The organism is Pseudomonas sp. M5A4_2d, assembly GCF_053345295.1.
This window is the reverse complement of record NZ_JBKEZW010000002.1, coordinates 454,651-471,692: the sequence shown is the minus strand read 5'-3', so window position 1 is coordinate 471,692 and position 17,042 is coordinate 454,651. Positions and strand designations below refer to the sequence as shown.

The 17,042-nt window shown below is 60.6% G+C and carries 16 protein-coding genes and 1 pseudogene; 7 read left to right on the top strand and 10 right to left on the bottom strand.

All coding sequences use genetic code 11. From position 1 onward, the window contains the following. Window positions 1-138: 138 nt before the first annotated feature. The 4 genes and pseudogenes from argB to coaBC form a co-directional block, all read right to left on the bottom strand. Window positions 139-1,044: an acetylglutamate kinase gene (argB, locus tag ACLBW8_RS09185; protein ID WP_017735763.1), complete on the bottom strand. Its 906-nt coding sequence runs from the start codon at window positions 1,042-1,044 to the stop codon at window positions 139-141. A gap of 20 nt (window positions 1,045-1,064) precedes the next feature. Further along, window positions 1,065-2,486, bottom strand: a pseudogene (locus ACLBW8_RS09180) (phosphomannomutase/phosphoglucomutase); the annotation flags it as partial. 240 nt (window positions 2,487-2,726) lie between these two features. Continuing rightward, a complete protein-coding gene (gene dut, locus ACLBW8_RS09175; RefSeq protein WP_447805207.1) occupies window positions 2,727-3,182 on the bottom strand; it encodes a dUTP diphosphatase in 456 nt (151 codons plus the stop codon). A gap of 5 nt (window positions 3,183-3,187) precedes the next feature. After that, entirely contained in the window at window positions 3,188-4,396 is a 1,209-nt protein-coding gene (gene coaBC / locus ACLBW8_RS09170) for a bifunctional phosphopantothenoylcysteine decarboxylase/phosphopantothenate--cysteine ligase CoaBC (RefSeq protein ID WP_447805206.1), read from the bottom strand. Between the two features lie 143 nt (window positions 4,397-4,539). Here coaBC and radC point away from each other — a divergent pair, with 143 nt between their 5' ends. After that, window positions 4,540-5,214 carry a RadC family protein gene (gene radC, locus ACLBW8_RS09165; protein ID WP_064454719.1) on the top strand — a complete coding sequence of 225 codons (675 nt, stop codon included), beginning with the start codon at window positions 4,540-4,542 and terminating at the stop codon, window positions 5,212-5,214. A gap of 28 nt (window positions 5,215-5,242) precedes the next feature. Here the strand turns inward: radC and ACLBW8_RS09160 are convergent, their stop codons facing one another. Continuing rightward, a complete protein-coding gene (locus tag ACLBW8_RS09160) occupies window positions 5,243-6,835 on the bottom strand; it encodes an ABC transporter substrate-binding protein (protein ID WP_432751370.1) in 1,593 nt (530 codons plus the stop codon). A 459-nt stretch (window positions 6,836-7,294) separates the two neighbouring features. Here ACLBW8_RS09160 and rpmB point away from each other — a divergent pair, with 459 nt between their 5' ends. Both rpmB and rpmG read left to right on the top strand, forming a co-directional pair. Then, complete coding sequence (rpmB, locus tag ACLBW8_RS09155; protein WP_003176907.1) at window positions 7,295-7,528, top strand: 50S ribosomal protein L28; 234 nt, start codon at window positions 7,295-7,297, stop codon at window positions 7,526-7,528. Between the two features lie 11 nt (window positions 7,529-7,539). Next, window positions 7,540-7,695: a 50S ribosomal protein L33 gene (rpmG, locus tag ACLBW8_RS09150; protein WP_003176906.1), complete on the top strand. Its 156-nt coding sequence runs from the start codon at window positions 7,540-7,542 to the stop codon at window positions 7,693-7,695. Window positions 7,696-7,766: 71 nt separating this feature from the next. Here rpmG and ACLBW8_RS09145 read toward each other — a convergent pair whose 3' ends face one another. Further along, on the bottom strand, window positions 7,767-8,129 hold the full coding sequence (locus tag ACLBW8_RS09145) for a cupin domain-containing protein (protein WP_447805205.1): 363 nt from the start codon (window positions 8,127-8,129) through the stop codon (window positions 7,767-7,769). Window positions 8,130-8,359: 230 nt separating this feature from the next. Between ACLBW8_RS09145 and ACLBW8_RS09140 the strand changes: the two genes are divergently transcribed. Together ACLBW8_RS09140 and ACLBW8_RS09135 are read left to right on the top strand one after the other, a co-directional pair. After that, window positions 8,360-9,853 (top strand): aldehyde dehydrogenase, encoded by a 1,494-nt coding sequence (locus ACLBW8_RS09140; protein ID WP_064454716.1) that lies wholly within the window; start codon window positions 8,360-8,362, stop codon window positions 9,851-9,853. A 179-nt stretch (window positions 9,854-10,032) separates the two neighbouring features. Next, complete coding sequence (locus tag ACLBW8_RS09135; protein ID WP_447805204.1) at window positions 10,033-11,175, top strand: MFS transporter; 1,143 nt, start codon at window positions 10,033-10,035, stop codon at window positions 11,173-11,175. A 122-nt stretch (window positions 11,176-11,297) separates the two neighbouring features. Here ACLBW8_RS09135 and ACLBW8_RS09130 read toward each other — a convergent pair whose 3' ends face one another. Together ACLBW8_RS09130 and ACLBW8_RS09125 are read right to left on the bottom strand one after the other, a co-directional pair. Beyond that, window positions 11,298-12,866, bottom strand: coding sequence for a phospholipase D family protein (locus ACLBW8_RS09130; RefSeq protein WP_447805203.1), 1,569 nt, complete (start codon window positions 12,864-12,866; stop codon window positions 11,298-11,300). Window positions 12,867-12,928: 62 nt separating this feature from the next. Further along, on the bottom strand, window positions 12,929-14,353 hold the full coding sequence (locus ACLBW8_RS09125) for an aminotransferase-like domain-containing protein (RefSeq protein ID WP_447805202.1): 1,425 nt from the start codon (window positions 14,351-14,353) through the stop codon (window positions 12,929-12,931). Between the two features lie 166 nt (window positions 14,354-14,519). On the opposite strand from ACLBW8_RS09125, the gene ACLBW8_RS09120 reads away from it, so the two are divergent. Continuing rightward, window positions 14,520-14,744 carry a DUF1127 domain-containing protein gene (locus tag ACLBW8_RS09120; RefSeq protein WP_064454713.1) on the top strand — a complete coding sequence of 75 codons (225 nt, stop codon included), beginning with the start codon at window positions 14,520-14,522 and terminating at the stop codon, window positions 14,742-14,744. On the opposite strand, the gene ACLBW8_RS09115 is transcribed toward ACLBW8_RS09120, so the two are convergent. Further along, window positions 14,745-16,037, bottom strand: coding sequence for an NAD(P)/FAD-dependent oxidoreductase (locus ACLBW8_RS09115; protein WP_447805201.1), 1,293 nt, complete (start codon window positions 16,035-16,037; stop codon window positions 14,745-14,747). 115 nt (window positions 16,038-16,152) lie between these two features. On the opposite strand from ACLBW8_RS09115, the gene ACLBW8_RS09110 reads away from it, so the two are divergent. Further along, complete coding sequence (locus tag ACLBW8_RS09110) at window positions 16,153-16,506, top strand: YkgJ family cysteine cluster protein (protein WP_053258651.1); 354 nt, start codon at window positions 16,153-16,155, stop codon at window positions 16,504-16,506. A 37-nt stretch (window positions 16,507-16,543) separates the two neighbouring features. On the opposite strand, the gene ACLBW8_RS09105 is transcribed toward ACLBW8_RS09110, so the two are convergent. Beyond that, complete coding sequence (locus ACLBW8_RS09105; RefSeq protein ID WP_003176896.1) at window positions 16,544-17,032, bottom strand: Lrp/AsnC ligand binding domain-containing protein; 489 nt, start codon at window positions 17,030-17,032, stop codon at window positions 16,544-16,546. Between the last annotated feature and the right edge of the window lie 10 nt (window positions 17,033-17,042).

Sequence of the window (17,042 nt, the reverse complement as noted above, 5' to 3'; positions counted from 1 at the left end):
TTCAGAAACATATTCAGTGACTGACCCACCGCATTCGCGAGCAAGCCCGCTCCCACATTGGATTGCATTCCACTTTGAAGCCCTCACAAAAAAGGCCCCGCTCAATCTGATTGAGCGGGGCCTTTTCGTTTGCAGCGTTTAAGGGCGCTTGCGATTGCTGATCAGCGTGCCCACACCGGTATCGGTGAAGATTTCCAGCAGGATCGCATTCGGTACCCGGCCATCCAGGATCAGCGAGCTGCCGACGCCGCCTTGCACTGCTTCCAGCGCGCAACGAATCTTCGGCAGCATGCCGCCGTAGATCGTGCCGTCGGCGATCAACTCGTCCACCTGTTGGGTTGTCAGGCCGGTCAACACCTTGCCTTCCTTGTCCATCAGGCCGGCGATGTTGGTCAGCAGCATCAGCTTTTCAGCTTTCAGCGCCTCGGCCACCTTGCCGGCCACCAGGTCGGCGTTGATGTTGTAGGACTCACCGTTGGCACCCACGCCGATCGGCGCGATCACCGGGATGAAGTCGCCTTTGACCAGCAGGTTCAGCAGGTCGGTGTTGATCCCGATGACTTCGCCTACCTGGCCGATGTCGATGATTTCCGGCTGGGTCATTTCCGGCGTCTGACGGGTAACAGTCAGTTTTTTCGCGCGAATCAGCTCCGCGTCCTTGCCGGTCAGGCCGATGGCGCTGCCGCCATGACGGTTGATCAGGTTGACGATGTCCTTGTTCACCTGGCCGCCGAGGACCATCTCCACCACGTCCATGGTCTGCGCGTCCGTGACGCGCATGCCATCAATGAAGTGACTCTCGATCGACAAGCGCTTGAGCAAATCGCCGATTTGCGGGCCGCCGCCGTGCACGACTACCGGGTTGATCCCGACAGCTTTCATCAACACGATGTCGCGGGCAAAGCCGGTTTTCAGCTCCTCGCTTTCCATGGCATTGCCGCCGTACTTGATCACCAGCGTCTTGCCGACGTAGCGTCGAATGTAAGGCAACGCTTCGGACAGGACCTTGGCAGTATTGGCAGCGGCTTCGCGTTCGAGGGTCATTCAGGGCTCCGGTAAAAAAATCAGAACGGTAATTGGAGATCAGGGGCAACACGTTTCAACTGGGCGTGGAACACGTCCTTGATGCGCTGCAACTCAGCCTCGGTATCCGCCTCGAAGCGCAGGACCAGCACCGGTGTGGTGTTGGACGCGCGAACCAGGCCCCAGCCTTTGGCGTAATCGACTCGCACACCATCAATGGTGGTCAGGTTGGCGCCTTCACCCCATTGCGCATCGTGCAGTGCGTCAATGATGCTGAATTTGCTCTCCTCGGTCACATGGATATTGATCTCTGGCGTAGAAATATCATTCGGGAAGGTCTGAAACAGCTCCTGCGCCGTGGATTTTTCCTTGCTGAGGATCTCCAGCAGACGGGCGGCGCTGTAAATGCCGTCGTCAAACCCGAACCAGCGCTCCTTGAAGAACACGTGGCCGCTCATTTCGCCGGCCAATAGCGCACCGGTTTCCTTCATTTTCTTTTTGATCAACGAGTGACCGGTCTTCCACATTAGTGGGCGGCCCCCGTATTCCTTGATCAGCGGGGTGAGGCGGCGGGTGCATTTCACGTCGAAGATGATTTCGGCATTCGGATTGCGCGCCACCACGTCACGGGCGAACAGCATCAGCAGGCGGTCTGCGAAGACGTTCTCGCCGGTGTTGGTCACCACGCCGACGCGATCGCCGTCACCGTCGAAGGCCAGGCCCACGTCGGCACCGGTTTCCTTGACCTTGGCGATCAGGTCCACCAGGTTTTCAGGTTTGCCCGGGTCCGGGTGGTGGTTGGGGAAGTTGCCGTCAACGTCGCAGAACAGCGGGATGATTTCGCAGTTCAGGGCTTCGAGCAGCTGCGGGGCGATCACGCCGGCTGCGCCGTTGCCACAGTCCACTACCACTTTCAGGCGGCGTGCGAGTTTGACGTCGCCGGTGATTTGGTCGGAGTAGCGTTGAAGGATGTCGACTTGGGTAATGCTGCCTTTACCGCTGGTCAGGTCGTTGTTCTTCAGGCGGTTGTGCAGGGCCTGGATCTGTTCGTTGGCCAGGGTGTCGCCGGCGATGACGATCTTGAAGCCGTTGTAGTCCGACGGGTTATGGCTGCCGGTGAGCATCACCCCGGACTTGCCGGCCAGTACGTTGGCGGCGTAGTACAGCGCAGGCGTTGGCACCAGGCCGACGTCACTGACGTGGCAGCCGCTGTCGGCCAGGCCCTGGATCAGCTGTTCCACCAGCTCCGGGCCGGACAAGCGGCCGTCACGGCCTACCGAAACATTGGGCTCGCCCTGGGCCAGGCTCTGGGAGCCAATGGCGCGACCGATCCAGTAGGCGGTTTCGGCGGTCAGGGTCTTGGGCACCACGCCACGAATGTCGTAGGCGCGAAAGATGCTGTCGGGGAATGTCGGGGCTACTCGGGCTGCGGTACTCATCGCGGGGGGAAACTCCATCTGAAGGGGGCAAGGCTGGCCTTAAAGTGGCTGACCGGCAGGCTCAAACTGAAGGGTAAGACGGCGTTTTCGGCAGAGAGTTCGTGGTGTAAAAGTGCCATCGGAGTGCTGGCTCCGTTTGGTCTGTCGCGTAACCTTTTGATTTTGTTATAGAAATCTCGCTGAATAAATCCGCGCATTCTTCATCCTGAATAGCCATGCGGTGGCGTCTTGCCGGACAACTGCGTCCGGCAAGATTCAGCTTAGTCAGTGGCTGCCGGAATGCCCAAAACCACCTGCGCCGCGTTGAGTCTCGTCGAACTCCTGTACCAGTTCGAAGTGCGCCTGTACCACCGGCACCAGCACCAATTGGGCGATGCGCTCGCCGACGGCGATGTTGAACGCGGTGTTGCCTCGGTTCCAGCACGACACCATCAGTTCGCCCTGGTAATCCGAGTCGATCAGGCCCACGAGGTTGCCCAGCACGATGCCGTGTTTGTGACCCAGGCCGGAGCGCGGCAGGATCAACGCCGCCAGGCCAGGGTCGCCGATGTAGATCGACAGGCCGGTAGGGATGAGGAGGGTCTGGCCCGGCTCAAGGACCGTGTCCTGCTTGAGCATGGCGCGCAGGTCCAGGCCGGCGGAGCCCGGTGTGGCGTAGGCCGGCAGCGGGAATTCGTTGCCGATGCGTGGGTCGAGGATCTTGGCTTGCAAAGCGTGCATGTAAATTAAACCTGGTTCAGCCGTTGGGCGATAAATGAGATCAGTTGGCGGGCAATCTTGCCTTTGCTGGTCTGGGCGAAAACGGTGGCGTGCAACCCGCGGTCGATCACGCTGATAGCATTTTCCTCACTGTTGAAGCCGATGCTCGGGTTGGCGACATCATTGGCAACGATCAGGTCGAGGTTTTTGTCTTTCAATTTGCGTGCGGCATAGTCGAGCAGGTGCTCGGTCTCGGCGGCGAAGCCGACACTGAATGGCCGGTCCGGGCGGGTGGCGATGGTCGCCAGAATGTCCGGGTTGCGCACCATTTGCAGGAGCAGGCCGTCGCCGCTTGTAGGGTCTTTCTTAAGCTTTTGCGGGGCGACGACTTCCGGGCGGTAGTCTGCAACCGCTGCCGAGGCGATAAACAGGTCGCAGGGAATGGCTGCTTCACAGGCCGCCAACATGTCCCTGGCGCTGACTACGTCGATTCGCGTGACGCGATCGGGGGTTGGCAAGTGCACCGGACCGGTGATGAGGGTGACGCGTGCGCCTGCCTCAACCGCGGCTTCGGCCAAGGCAAAGCCCATTTTTCCTGAGCTATGGTTGGTGATGTAACGCACCGGGTCGATGTTTTCCTGGGTCGGGCCAGCGGTGATCAGTACATGTTTGCCGGTGAGTGCCAGGTGCTGGAAGCACTCTGCGGCGCACTGCGCCAGGTCGGTGGCTTCGAGCATGCGGCCCATGCCCACATCGCCGCAGGCCTGGCTGCCGGAGGCCGGGCCGAACACCTTGAGGCCGCGGCTTTGCAGGAGCTGGGTGTTGGCCTGGGTGGCCGGGTCGCGCCACATGGCCTGGTTCATGGCCGGAGCGATGGCGACGGTAGCGTCGGTGGCCAGTACCAGTGTGGTCAGCAGGTCATCGGCAATGCCTTGGGCCAGGCGCGCGATCAGGTCGGCAGTGGCTGGGGCGATCAGCACCAGGTCAGCCCATTTGGCCAGCTCGATATGGCCCATGGCGGCTTCGGCCGCCGGGTCCAGCAGGTCCAGGTGAACCGGGTGGCCGGACAGGGCTTGCATGGTCAGTGGGGTGATGAACTCACTGCCACCGCGTGTCATGACCACGCGCACTTCGGCGCCTTGGTCCAGGAGCCTGCGAACCAGCTCTGCGCTCTTGTAGGCGGCAATGCCGCCGCCGACGCCGAGAACGATGCGTTTCCGATACAGACGCTGCATTGGTTTGCCTTTCCAGTTCAGTGATGCCAGTTCAGTGACGCCTGCGATGCCCCCTCCCCAGGTGAAATCGCACGCAAAAAAGAGGGCTTAAGATAACACAGCGACCGTCGGGCAACAGCGGCGCACATGCACACGGAGGTGGGATGAGTATTCGCGATTGGCCTGTGGCTGAACGTCCACGGGAGAAACTTTTGGAGTGGGGCGCGGCGAGTCTGTCCGATGCCGAGTTGTTGGCAATCTTCCTGCGCACTGGGGTTTCGGGCAGAAGTGCGGTGGATCTGGCGCGCCATCTCTTGGCGCAATTCGGCGGCCTTCGACCGTTGTTGGAGGCCAGCCAGACGCTGTTCATCCAGCATTTGGGGTTGGGGCCGGCGAAGTTTGCACAGTTGCAGGCGGTGCTGGAAATGTCCCGGCGCCACCTGGCCGAGCGCCTGCGTAGCGATTCGGTATTGGAGAGTCCGCTGGCCGTGCGTGACTACCTCAAGGCGCTCTTACGTCATGAGCCCCACGAGATCTTCGGCTGCCTGTTTCTCGACTCAAAACATCGTGTGCTGGGCTTCGAGGCGTTGTTTGAGGGCACCATCGACACCGCCATCGTTTACCCCCGCCAGGTGGTCAAGCGTGCGCTTGCATACAACGCGGCAGCGTTGATCCTGTGCCATAACCATCCATCAGGGAGTGTCGAGCCGAGTGCGGCTGATCGAAAATTAACCAAGTTGCTGCAAAAGGCGTTGGAAGTCGTGGATGTGCGGGTGCTGGATCACATCATTGTGGGCGACGGTGACCCGCTGTCGATGGCGGAATATGGGTGGATGTAGCCCCGCCCCATTAGGGCGGGGCAGGTTTTCAAGGCTTGACGCTGACCTTGGAGAAGTCCTGGCGTCCAAACGGGCTCACCTGGTATCCCTCGACATTCTTGCGCGCCAGAGCGAACGCCGTAGGGTGCGCAAGCGGTAGCCATAAAGCCTGCTGCTGGATCTGTGCCTGGGCCTGTTGATACAGCTTGCTGCGCACACCTTGCTCGCTGGTGGTCTTGCCGGCGCTGATCAGTTTGTCCAGGGTTGGGTCGCAGTAGCGGGCGAAGTTGGTGCCGGATTTCACTGCCGCGCAGGAGAATTGCGGGGTCAGGAAGTTATCCGGGTCGCCGTTATCGCCGGCCCAACCCATGAACAGCAGGTCATGCTCACCGGCTTTGGCGCGGCGAATCAGCTCGCCCCACTCGATCACACGGATCTCTGCCTGGATGCCGATTTTGGCGAGGTCCGCCTGCAACAGCTGTGCGCCCAGGTTAGGGTTGGGGTTCAGCAGGCTTCCGGTGGGTCGAGTCCAGAGGGTGGTCTTGAAACCATTCTTGAGGCCGGCCCGGTCCAACAGCGCCTTGGCTTTGGCGATGTCCTGTGGATAACCCGGCAAGTCCTTGGCGTAGCTCCAGGTATTCGGTGGGTAAATGCCATTGGCTGCTTCGGCGGTGCCTTCAAATACGGCTTTCAGGTAGCTGTTCTTGTCGAAGGCCAGGTTGATCGCCTGCCGCACTTCGGGCTTGTCCAGCGGCGGGTGCTGGCTATTGATCGCAACGAATGCGGTCATGAAGGCTGGGGTTTTTTCTACTTTGAGCGCGGGATCTTTCTCTGCTTCACCCACATCCAGCGGCTTGGGCGACAGCGCGATCTGGCACTCATCACGGTGCAGTTTCTGCAGGCGCACGTTGGCATCCGGCGTAATAGCGAAGAGCAAGTTATCCACAGCCGGTTTGCCGGCGAAGTAATCCGGGTTGGCTTTGTAACGCACGACGGCATCTTTCTGGAAACGCACAAAAACGAACGGTCCGGTGCCGATCGGTTGGCTGTTGAGCTTTTCGGGCGTACCGGCCTTGAGCAGTTTATCGGCGTACTCGGCCGGGTAGATCGAGGCAAAACCCATGCTGAGAGCGGCGAGGAAGGTCGAGTCGGCGTGATCGAGGGTGAAGCGCACGGTCAGCGGGTCGAGGGCGTCGATCTTCTTGACCAGCGTCGGCAGTTGCAGAGACTGCGCATGCGGGAAGCCGCTCTGGGCGATCTTGTGCCACGGGTTGGCGGGGTCGAGCATGCGTTCAAAGCTGAAGCGCACGTCTTCGGCGGTCAGGGTGCGGCTCGGGGTGAAATAGTCGGTGCGGTGGAATTTAACCCCCGGGTGCAGCTTGAAGGTATAGGTCAGGCCATCCGGCGACACTTCCCAGCTGTCTGCGAGGCTCGGCACCAGCTTGCCGCTGACGGCGTCGTAGTCCACCAGGCGATTCATCAGTACATCGGCGGAGGCATTGGTGGTGGTCAGGGAGTTGTACTGCACCACATCGAACCCTTCGGGGCTGGCCTCGGTGCAAACGCTCAAACTGGTGGCGGCTTGGGCCAGCGGCGCGATAAATAGAGGGGCTAGCAATAGCGGTAGGGCAGCGAGGCGCATATTCGGTTTCCTTTGCAGATCGAAGGCCCATCTGCGAGTGCAGTCTGGAAAAAGCCTACCGTAGTGGTCTGTTTGATAAATGACTAGCCCATTTTTGCCTGTGCTTTTGGCGCAAATGCTGTTTTGATGGCGCCTCAGCGCGTTTCGCCGTGCACTTCATTGTGCCTGCGGGGCGCTGTAAATCATTCTGTGCGACGAGCGGTCGGCTGTTACAGCGGCCCCTCCTGGCAACGGTTCAGGCGTCTGTCGCCAAGATTTATGCCGGTAAAAACACACGGGCTGTTGTTGCACTAGGGTCTTTCTGGTATAAAGCAGCGCTCTTTTCTAGGGGCCCGGTTCCTTCGCTAGTAGGTGTAGCCGGTAAGACCCTAAAGAAACGCGGCGCCTGGCGCCAAATGACTGAGAGATTAAGCGGCCAACCCATGCCGGGTTGGGCATGTGGTTTTAGAGGGCTGAGGCATGTCGAGAGTCTGTCAAGTTACCGGTAAGGGTCCGGTGACTGGGAATAACATTTCCCACGCAAATAACAAAACCCGTCGTCGTTTCCTGCCGAACCTGCAGCATCACCGCTTCTGGGTTGAAGAAGAGAAACGTTTTGTTCGCCTGCGTGTATCTGCCAAAGGCATGCGTATCATCGACAAGCGTGGCATCACTGTCGTGCTGGCCGAAATCCGCGCCGCTGGCAAGATCTAAGGAGCTTTATCATGCGTGAATTGATTCGAATGATCTCTAGCGCCGGTACTGGTCACTTCTACACTACCGACAAGAACAAGCGTACTACCCCGGACAAGCTCGAAAAGAAAATGTTCGACCCGCGCGTTCGCAAGCACGTGATCTACAAAGAAGGCAAAATCAAGTAATTGATTTTCTTCCTTGTGAAAAAAAGCCCGTATCTCACGATGCGGGCTTTTTTTTGCCTGTGATTTCTTGATCAGGCTTTCTGTTCGAACACCACGTAGATCTTGCGGCACGGCTCCAGCACTTCCCAGGTGCCGCTGAACCCGGCGGGGATCACGAAGCGGTCGCCGGCGCGCAAAGTCTTGGCGTTGCTGTCGGCATCCCGCAACACGGAAACACCCTGCACAATCTCGCAGTACTCATGCTCCGTGTAATGGACCTTCCACTGCCCGACTTCACCTTCCCACACGCCCGCGCTCATCTGGCCGCACGGACTGTTGTAGTGGTTGTAGATGGTTTGTTCGGGATCGCCCTTGAGGATTTTCTCGGCGGCCGGACGGTAGCGGTCTGGGGCGGTGTTGGCTTGGCTGAAGTCGACGATGTCCTGGATGCTCATGTGCGTGTCCCGTCTGGCCTGGGGTTGGTGAGCCCAAAGTCTATGTTTATTAAAATGAACATCGCAAGGGCGTTTACCGCCGTTATGTCAAATATATTGAAACATCCCCAGCCGCTGGTTTAGGGTGGCAGCTGCCTTGAGCCGAACAGCAGGCTGGCCGGGCAAGAATTCTTTGAGGCTGCCGGGGGACATCACCTGGCCCTTGTATTCAATAAGAGGAGGACACTCGCATGACCACCCTGACCCGTGCCGACTGGGAACAACGCGCCAAGGACCTGAAAATCGAAGGCCGCGCCTATATCAATGGCGAGTACACCGCCGCTGTTTCCGGTGACACGTTCGAATGCATCAGCCCGGTCGATGGCCGCCTGCTGGCCACCGTTGCGAGCTGTGACGTCGCCGACGCCCAGCGTGCCGTTGAGAATGCCCGCGCCACGTTCAACTCCGGTGTCTGGTCGCGCCTGGCGCCAGCCAAGCGCAAATCCACCATGATCCGTTTCGCCGCGTTGCTCAAGGCCAATGCCGAAGAGCTTGCGCTGCTTGAAACCCTGGACATGGGCAAGCCGATCACCGACTCCCTGGAAATTGACGTGCCTGGCGCAGCCAATGCGCTCAGCTGGAGCGGCGAGGCTATCGACAAGATCTACGACGAAGTTGCCGCCACCCCGCATGATCAACTGGGTCTGGTGACCCGCGAGCCGGTCGGTGTTGTCGGCGCGATCGTGCCGTGGAACTTCCCGTTGATGATGGCCTGCTGGAAACTCGGCCCGGCGCTGTCCACCGGTAACTCGGTGATCCTCAAGCCGTCTGAAAAATCCCCGCTGACCGCCATCCGAATCGCGGCTTTGGCCGTTGAGGCCGGTATTCCAAAAGGCGTGCTCAACGTGCTGCCGGGCTACGGCCACACCGTGGGCAACGCGTTGGCGCTGCACATGGACGTCGACACCCTGGTGTTCACCGGTTCCACCAAGATTGCCAAGCAACTGTTGATTCGCTCCGGCGAGTCGAACATGAAGCGCGTGTGGCTGGAAGCCGGCGGCAAGAGCCCGAACATCGTGTTTGCCGATGCGCCGGATTTGCAAGCCGCTGCCGAATCCGCCGCTGGCGCCATCGCCTTCAACCAGGGCGAAGTGTGCACCGCCGGTTCGCGCCTGCTGGTGGAGCGTTCGATCAAGGACACCTTCCTGCCGCTGGTGATTGAGGCCCTCAAGGGCTGGAAGCCGGGCAACCCGCTGGACCCGGCGACTAACGTCGGCGCACTGGTGGACACCCAGCAGATGAACACCGTGCTGTCGTACATCGAAGCCGGCCACGCCGACGGCGCCAAACTGGTCGCGGGCGGCAAGCGCACGCTGGAAGAAACCGGCGGTACCTACGTGGAACCGACGATTTTTGACGGTGTGACCAACGCCATGAAGATCGCTCAGGAAGAGATTTTTGGCCCCGTCCTGTCGGTAATCACCTTCGACAGTGCCGAAGAAGCCATCGCCATCGCCAACGACACCCAATACGGCCTGGCCGCAGCGGTATGGACGGCGGACATCTCCAAGGCGCACCTGACCGCCAAGGCCCTGCGCGCCGGTAGCGTGTGGGTCAACCAATACGATGGTGGTGACATGACCGCGCCATTTGGTGGCTTCAAGCAGTCGGGTAACGGTCGCGACAAGTCGCTGCATGCGTTCGACAAGTACACCGAGTTGAAGTCGACCTGGATCAAGCTGTAAGCGACACCGCTGATCCCCTGTAGGAGCAAGCTTGTGAGTGAGCTGGCTGCCTGCGATAGCAGCGCCAAGGTGTGACGGACACACCGAAGCATCGGCTATCGCGGGCAAGCCCGGCTCCCACATAAGCTCGCTCCTACAGTTCGTTTGCAACCTCGGAAATTATCCACAGGAGCGTGGAAATGCGTTGGGCGACCTATTTCGCCGTCCTGGCTTCGGTACTCAGCGTCGGTCTGGCCCTGGGCGTCAGCATGCCGCTGGTGTCCCTGCGCCTCGAAGGCTGGGGCTACGGCAGTTTCGCCATTGGTGTGATGGCAGCCATGCCGGCCTTCGGCGTGCTGCTGGGGGCGAAGGTCTCCAGCCGTATGGCCTCATGGCTCGGCACCGCCAACCTGATGCGTCTGTGCCTGTGGGCCGGCGCGGTGTCCATCGGGTTGCTGGCCGTCCTGCCCAGCTATCCGGTGTGGCTGGTGCTGCGACTGATGATCGGGGTGATCCTGACCATTGTGTTTATTCTCGGCGAAAGCTGGATCAACCAGTTGGTGGTGGAGCAGTGGCGTGGCCGATTGGTGGCGCTGTATGGCTGCAGCTATGCCTTGAGCCAACTGTCAGGCCCGCTGCTGTTGGGCGTGCTGGGCACCGACCATGACTACGGTTTCTGGGTGGGCGTGGGCCTGCTGATGGTCGCGCCGCTGCTGTTGCTGGGGCGTTCCGGCGCGCCAACGGCCGATTCCTTCAGTGTCACCTTCGGCGATCTATGGCGTTTTTGCCTGAGCCTGCCCGCGATTGCCTGGGCGGTGGCGTTATTCGCTGCGTTCGAGGCGATGATTCTGACGCTGCTGCCGGTGTATTGCCTGCAACAAGGCTTTACCGCCGAGATCGCCTTGGCCATGGTCAGTACGGTGGTGGTTGGCGATGCGCTGCTGCAATTGCCCATCGGCGCGTTGGCTGACTACCTGCCGAGACGCACGCTGTTCTTGAGTTGTGCGGTGCTGTTGCTGGGCTCGAGCCTGGCGATTCCGCTGCTGTTGCACACGCCGCTGATCTGGCCGGTGTGGGTGATCTTCGGCGCCAGCGCCGGCGGGTTGTTCACGTTGTCGCTGATCCTGATCGGCGAGCGCTATCGCGACGACGCGCTGGTACGCGCCAACGCTCACGTGGCGCAGTTGTGGGGCATCGGTTGCCTGATCGGGCCGCTGGTGGCCGGTGCGGGCAGCCAGTGGATCAGTGGGCATGCATTGCCGTTGTTGATGGCTGCCGGCGCGCTGGGGCTGGTGGTTTTGTTGCTGCGTCAGGGCGCATTTGGCGTTGCGCAGCCCGCCTGATTTTAAACGGGATCGAATGTGTGCGGGCTTGCTCGCGAATACGGTGTGTCAGTTAACGGAAATATTGACTGATCCACCGCATTCGCGAGCAAGCCCGCTCCCACACGGGATCTTCATTGTTCCTAGAGCATGCGTTCCAATCCGACTGAGGTGGCGAACCAGGCATTAAACCTCCGCCACCAGCTGCCGGGTTCACGGCTCAGCGTGTGCAATTGGCCATTGTCCTCGGTCACCCATACCACCTGGCCGTCCTGCAATTTCGCCTGGTAGCTCAAGGCTGGCGACATGCCTTGCAGCGCTAGGTTGCGTACGTGCTCCGCCAGCTCGGGGCTGTCCACCAGCACGCCGACCTCGGTGTTCCACAGCACCGAGCGCGGGTCGAAGTTGAACGAGCCAATAAACGACTTCTCCCGATCAAAGATCATCGCCTTGCTGTGCAGGCTCGAGTCCGAGCCGTGGAAGGCGCCCCGGCGAAACAGGTGCGGGCCGCTGCCGCCGCTTGGGGCGCCGGGCTGGCGGCGCAGCTCGTAGAGTTTCACGCCGTGTTCCAGCAAAGCCTTGCGATAAGGCGCGTAGCCGCCATGCACGGCCGGCACGTCCGTGGCCTCCAGAGAATTGGTCAGCAGGCTTACCGACACGCCTGCATCGGCACGGCCGGTGAGGTACACCAGCCCGGGCTGCCCGGGTACGAAATACGCCGAGATCATTATCAGCTCACGGCTGACGCCGTTCAGCTCCGGCGCCAGTTGGGTAGTGAGCAGCAAGCGGGGGTCTGGGTCAGCTTCGGCCAACACCTTGCTCGGCGCATCCCACAATGCCTGGTTCCACGCCCAGATCAGCTCGCGGCGCCAGATGTCCATGCGCGGCTGGGTCTGGTAGGTGCGCAAGCGGTTGTACAGCGCGTGGTTCTGCTGGCGAGATTCGGCCAGCGAGTCTTGCAGGCGCACGCGTGCGGCGGCCAGGTCGCCTTTGGACGGGCTGTTTGAGACAAAGTCATCAATCGGTTTGCTCAGCGCGCTGTTCCAATACTGATCAAAACTGTGCCCGAGCTGCTCAGCCACCGGGCCGACGCTGAGCATGTCGATATCGGTGAAGTTCAGGTTCGGCTCGGCGTCGAAATACTCGTCACCCAGGTTGCGCCCGCCAACAATGGCCACGCTGTTATCCGCCAGCCACAGCTTGTTGTGCATGCGCCGGTGTTGGAGCGACAGGTTGAACAACCGCCCCATGGCCCGCGTTACGCCGGTACTGCGGCCCAGGTGCAGTGGGTTGAACAGGCGAATCTGGATCTGTGGGTGGGCGGCGAGCGTGGCGATGATTTGGTCGAGGCCGTCGCTGGTAGTGTCGTCTAGCAGGATGCGGATGCGCACGCCACGGTCAGCGGCCTTGAGCAGTTCATCCACCAGCATGCGGGTGCTGATGCCGTCGTGCACGATGTAGTACTGCAGGTCGAGGCTGCTTTGGGCGTTACGGATCAGCTCGGCGCGGGCCATGAAGGCTTCGCTGCTATTGGGCAGCAGACGAAAACCTGAGCGTCCCTGATATGGCGCGGCCTGGGCCTGGATCGAGCGGCCGAATGACGATTGCGCAGCGGGCAGCGCATCGCTGGGAATGCGCGGCGCAGTGACTGTCGCGCAGCCGCCCAGCGCCAGGGCAAACAGCAGGAAAAACGGTAAAAGCCGTCGAATCATCAAGGGCGCTGCTTCCACGTCAGGGCAATTGTCGGCATATGACGGCTAATTCCTGCGAAAGGTCAGTCTGCAGTCTCTGCGAGCATTTTTATCGCCGCAGCGCCGACCTTGCGCACCGCTTCTTCGATCTGCGCGGTTGGCTTGGCAGCGTAATTCATGCGCAGGCAGTTCCGGTACTTGCCGGAAGCGGAGAAGATACTTCCCACGGCCACCTGTACGCCTTGTTCCACCAGCATGCGATTGAGCTTGAGGGTGTCGAAACCTTCAGGCAGCTCGACCCACAGCATGAAACTGCCCTGTGGCCGGCTCGCCCGTGTACCCGCCGGGAAATAGCGGCTGACCCAGCCGAGCATCAAGTCGCGATTGCGCTGGTATTGCGTGCGCATCCGCCGCAAATGCGGTTCGAAGTGGCCGTTTTTGAGGAATTCGGCAATGGCGATCTGCGGCTGTGTCGCCGTGGAGCCAGTGCTGATGTATTTCATGTGCAGCACCCGCTCCAGGTAGCGGCCGGGTGCAACCCAGCCGATGCGCAAACCGGGCGCCAGGGTTTTCGAGAACGAGCTGCAAAGGAGTACGCGGCCATCTTCGTCAAAGGACTTGATCGTGCGCGGGCGCGGGTAGCTGTAGGCCAGTTCGCCATACACGTCGTCTTCGATGATCGCCACATCAAAGCGTTGGGCCAGGGTCAGCAGCGCGCGTTTGCGGGCTTCCGGCATGATGTAGCCCAAGGGGTTGTTGCAGTTTGGTGTCAGCTGGATGACCTTGATCGGCCACTGTTCCAGGGCCAATTCCAGTGCTTCGAGGCTGATGCCGGTGAGCGGGTCTGTTGGTATTTCCAGGGCCTTCATACCCAGGCCCTTAAGGGTTTGCATGGCACCGTGGAAGCTTGGCGAGTCGACTGCGACGATATCCCCGGGTTCGCAAATGGCATGAATACTGGCGGACAGCGCTTCATGGCAGCCCGTAGTGATGACGATATCTTCGGCGTTGAGTTGGCAGCCGGAATCCAGAGACAGACGGGCGATCTGCTCGCGCAATTCCATACAGCCAAAGATGTTGTCGTAATACAGTCCGGGCATATCCTGGCGACGACTGATCCTTGCAAGACTACGCAGCAGGGGTTTTAGGGTAGGCGACAATACATCCGGCATGCCTCTGCCCATCTGTATTACATCTTTGCGGGGGACTGCGCGAATCAGTTCCAGTACCTGGTCCCACTGGGAGATTTCTACCGGTCGCTGCGCCGGGCGGCCGACTTCGGGCAGGGCCGGCAGCTCGCGCCCGGCGGGCACAAAGTAGCCGGATTTGGGCTTGGGCATTGCCAGGCCGTTATCTTCCAGCAGGCGATAGGCCTGTTGAACGGTACTCAGGCTGACCCCGTGTTCCACACTCAAGGCCCTTACGGAAGGCAAGCGATCGCCGGGGCGATAGAAGCCCTGCTCTATGCGAGTGCCCAGCACTTCGGCGAGATTGACGTAGAGAGTCATGGCGGTCGCTCCCGGGGGACCATTACAGATACACAGAAAATACAGGATTCAGCCACCTGAAGGCAGCATCTGTATTGATTTAATAAGAGTGGGTTGAATCTGTAATGGTTTTGCTCGCGCGCTCAAGCTAGTCACTCATGGCAACAGGCAAATGAGGGGCAGCAAAATGAGCGGCATGAGCGATGTGCGGTTGGCATTACACGGTCAGGAGTTGGAAGCGGGGCAGGAGCGGGCGATGTCGACGCCCACCTGCGGCCGCTGGAGTCTTTTCTGGCACCGTCGCCACACGCGCAAGGCCCTGCTGAGCCTGACTCACGAGCAACTGCTCGACATAGGGCTCAGCGCCGAGCAGGCGCGCCATGAAGGTTTGAAACCGTTCTGGCGTGACTGATTACACCCATTCTTTGAATCGGTGCCAAAGCATCCCCAGTGCCAGCAGTGGCGAGCGCAGATGCTTGCCGCCGGGGAACGTGATGTGCGGCACCCGGGCGAACAAATCGAAACGTCCCTGCTGCTGGCCACTGATGGCTTCGGCCAGCAGCTTGCCGGCCAGGTGCGTGGCGTTGAGGCCGTGCCCCGCGTAGGCCTGGGCGTAATACACGTTGGGTTGATCGGCCAATCGGCCGATCTGCGGCAGACGGTTGGCGCCGATGCCGATCATGCCGCCCCACTGGTAGTCGATCTTTACGTCAGCCAGTTGTGGGAACACCTTGAGCATCTTTGGGCGCATATAGGCGCCGATATCCTGAGGATCGCGTCCGGAATAGTGGCAGGCACCGCCGAACAACAGGCGGTTGTCGGCACTGAGCCGGAAGTAATCCACCGTCACCCGTTGATCACAGACGGCCATGTTCTGCGGCAGCAGGCTGGCGGCCTGGGCCGCGCTCAACGGTTCGGTGGCAATGATGTAGCTGCCGGCGGGCAGCACTTTGCCGCTTAACTGTGGATTCAAGCCATTGAGGTAGGCATTGCAGGCCAGCACCAGGGTCTTGGCGCGGACGTTGCCAAGGGCTGTGTGCACGTTGACCTGGGGGCCGTAGTCGATGCGTGTCACTTCGGACTGCTCAAACAGCTTCACGCCCAGCTGCTGCGCGGCGGCCGCTTCGCCGAGTGCCAGGTTCAGCGGGTGCAAATGGCCGGAGCCCATGTCGATCATCCCGCCGACATAACGGTCGGAACCGATCACGCTGCTCATTTCGTTGGCTTGCAGCAGGCGCACCTCATGGCGATAGCCCAGGCTGCGCAGTTCTTCAGCGTCTTCGGCGAAGCCTTGAAGATGGTCAGGTTGGTTGGCCAGGTCGCAGTAACCCCAGGTCAGGTCGCAGGGGATTTGATAGCGCTCGACGCGCTCGCGCACGATCTCCACGGCTTCCAGGCCCATCAGCTTCATCTGGCGCACGCCGTCGGTGCCGATCACGTTGGCGAACTGCTCCAGGCCATGGCCGACGCCGCGAATCAACTGACCGCCATTGCGGCCGCTGGCGCCCCAGCCGATCTTGCGCGCCTCCAGTAACACCACGCTATAACCGCGCTCGGCCAGCTCCAGCGCCGTGTTAAGCCCTGAATAGCCACCGCCGATCACGCAGACATCGGCGCTCACTTCGCCCGCCAGCGCCGGGTAATCGGGTTGCGGCACGCTGCTGGCGGCGTAGTAGGAAGTGGTGTGCCGGGCGCTGGCAGTCATGGGGAGCATCCCTGTTTGGAAAATTTGACGCAGGATACAGCGGTCGGACGAAGCTGTCTCATCAGGGCTTTTTGCGGCAGAATCCACGCCTATTCGCCGTTCGGTACGTGTTTCGATGAGTTGCAACAGTCAGAAAATCAGCGCGCTGCGCCGACAGATTCCTTCGTTCGAGTGTGTCCCCGGTTGCCACGACTGCTGTGGGCCGGTGACGACCTCGCCCGAGGAAATGTCGCGCCTGCCACGTAAGACTGCTGCCGAGCAGGACGCGGCCATGGACGAGCTGAACTGTGTGCACCTTGGGCCGAATGGCTGCACGGTGTATGACGAGCGTCCGCTGATCTGCCGCCTGTTCGGTACCACAAAGACTTTGCCGTGCCCCAACGGGCGCGGGCCGGTGGAATTGATTCATCCACGGGTCGAAAAGCAGATCCACGACTACATGGCCAGCACCCGGCAAGTGCTGGTCTAGCGGATGTACTCGGTCAAAAATGACTGAGTCGGGTCCGTCAATCCGGGATTGGCAAGTTAAGGCTCTCTTTCACTTCTTCCATCACGATATAGCTCTTGGATTCGCGCACGTGGGGCAGTTTGAGCAGGATATCGCCAAGCAGTTTGCGGTACGACGCCATCTCGGAAATCCGTGCCTTCACCAGGTAGTCAAAGTCGCCTGAGACCAGGTGGCACTCCAGCACATGGGGCAGTTTGAGTACGGCGCGGCGGAACTCTTCAAAGGTGTCGCCGGACTTGTAATCGAGGCTGATCTCGACAAATACCAGCAAACTTCCCTTCAAATGCTGCGGGTTCAGCCGCGCGTTGTACCCCATGATGATCCCTTCACGCTCCAGGCGGCGAACCCGCTCAGTGCACGGCGTGGTCGACAGCCCGACCTTTTCCCCCAGCTCGGTGAACGAAATGCGCCCGTCGGTTTGCAGGATGCGCAGGATATTGCGGTCGATCTTGTCCAGCTCCCGTTTGGTCTGGGTGTTGGTACGCATAGGGGATACG

Bases quoted from the DNA above. Each gene is read 5' to 3' on its own strand.
- argB (WP_017735763.1), bottom strand. From the start codon at position 1,044: ATGACCCTCGAACGCGAAGCCGCTGCCAATACTGCCAAGGTCCTGTCC.
- dut (WP_447805207.1), bottom strand. From the start codon at position 3,182: ATGCACGCTTTGCAAGCCAAGATCCTCGACCCACGCATCGGCAACGAA.
- coaBC (WP_447805206.1), bottom strand. From the start codon at position 4,396: ATGCAGCGTCTGTATCGGAAACGCATCGTTCTCGGCGTCGGCGGCGGC.
- radC (WP_064454719.1), top strand. From the start codon at position 4,540: ATGAGTATTCGCGATTGGCCTGTGGCTGAACGTCCACGGGAGAAACTT.
- ACLBW8_RS09160 (WP_432751370.1), bottom strand. From the start codon at position 6,835: ATGCGCCTCGCTGCCCTACCGCTATTGCTAGCCCCTCTATTTATCGCG.
- rpmB (WP_003176907.1), top strand. From the start codon at position 7,295: ATGTCGAGAGTCTGTCAAGTTACCGGTAAGGGTCCGGTGACTGGGAAT.
- rpmG (WP_003176906.1), top strand. From the start codon at position 7,540: ATGCGTGAATTGATTCGAATGATCTCTAGCGCCGGTACTGGTCACTTC.
- ACLBW8_RS09145 (WP_447805205.1), bottom strand. From the start codon at position 8,129: ATGAGCATCCAGGACATCGTCGACTTCAGCCAAGCCAACACCGCCCCA.
- ACLBW8_RS09140 (WP_064454716.1), top strand. From the start codon at position 8,360: ATGACCACCCTGACCCGTGCCGACTGGGAACAACGCGCCAAGGACCTG.
- ACLBW8_RS09135 (WP_447805204.1), top strand. From the start codon at position 10,033: ATGCGTTGGGCGACCTATTTCGCCGTCCTGGCTTCGGTACTCAGCGTC.
- ACLBW8_RS09130 (WP_447805203.1), bottom strand. From the start codon at position 12,866: ATGATTCGACGGCTTTTACCGTTTTTCCTGCTGTTTGCCCTGGCGCTG.
- ACLBW8_RS09125 (WP_447805202.1), bottom strand. From the start codon at position 14,353: ATGACTCTCTACGTCAATCTCGCCGAAGTGCTGGGCACTCGCATAGAG.
- ACLBW8_RS09120 (WP_064454713.1), top strand. From the start codon at position 14,520: ATGAGCGGCATGAGCGATGTGCGGTTGGCATTACACGGTCAGGAGTTG.
- ACLBW8_RS09115 (WP_447805201.1), bottom strand. From the start codon at position 16,037: ATGACTGCCAGCGCCCGGCACACCACTTCCTACTACGCCGCCAGCAGC.
- ACLBW8_RS09110 (WP_053258651.1), top strand. From the start codon at position 16,153: ATGAGTTGCAACAGTCAGAAAATCAGCGCGCTGCGCCGACAGATTCCT.
- ACLBW8_RS09105 (WP_003176896.1), bottom strand. From the start codon at position 17,032: ATGCGTACCAACACCCAGACCAAACGGGAGCTGGACAAGATCGACCGC.